The organism is Pseudoalteromonas sp. TB51 (genome assembly GCF_000498055.1).
Taxonomy (GTDB): Bacteria; Pseudomonadota; Gammaproteobacteria; order Enterobacterales; family Alteromonadaceae; genus Pseudoalteromonas; species Pseudoalteromonas atlantica.
On the sequence record NZ_AUTO01000033.1, the window covers coordinates 1 to 523 of the forward strand.

Below are 523 nucleotides of genomic sequence, written 5' to 3' on the forward strand. Positions count from 1 at the left end.
CCCCAGCCGCAAACAACTTTACAGTGTTACCCAATCCCCTAAATTGATTTACTACCAGCATGACAAATACAGTGCATGCGCCATTTATTGAGTTATTAGCTCAACAAATTATTAAGGCCAGTTCTAAAGCTGAGCAAATTGCAATTTCTCGCCGTTGCCCGCTAAAAGACCTGCCCGCATTGCGTACCCGCGTTAAAGCGCTGATAAGCTCAGCGAACAAAATGCCGGCGCGTAATACCCGCTTACCTGCCTGTTACGTCCTAACAAAACAACGTTTAACTAAAATGAGGACTGAGCAGCATGGCGCTTAAAAGAAAAGTGGTGGTACCGACTGCCCCAAGCTTTACGTTTCAGGAATTAGTACCAAAAGCCATATTTGAGCTTTATCAAGACGACCCTTTGTTTTTAATCAACCTATTTGATGATCGTGCATTGCGTATGCTGCAAAAGCTACGTGATAAATTTGGCCCATGCACCGTAAATAGTTGGAGCTGGGGCGGCGCTAACCAGTACCGTGGCTACC

General features: G+C 45.5%; 1 protein-coding gene and 1 pseudogene. Both read left to right on the top strand.

The window, feature by feature from the left end:
- The first annotated feature begins 59 nt into the window (after positions 1-59).
- The gene (locus L650_RS0100855; RefSeq protein ID WP_029771822.1) at positions 60-311 is read left to right on the top strand and encodes a hypothetical protein; all 252 of its coding nucleotides are present in this window, start codon (positions 60-62) and stop codon (positions 309-311) included.
- Positions 301-523: pseudogene (locus L650_RS0100860) on the top strand (hypothetical protein); the annotation flags it as partial. The gene L650_RS0100855 and the pseudogene L650_RS0100860, both read left to right, overlap by 11 nt.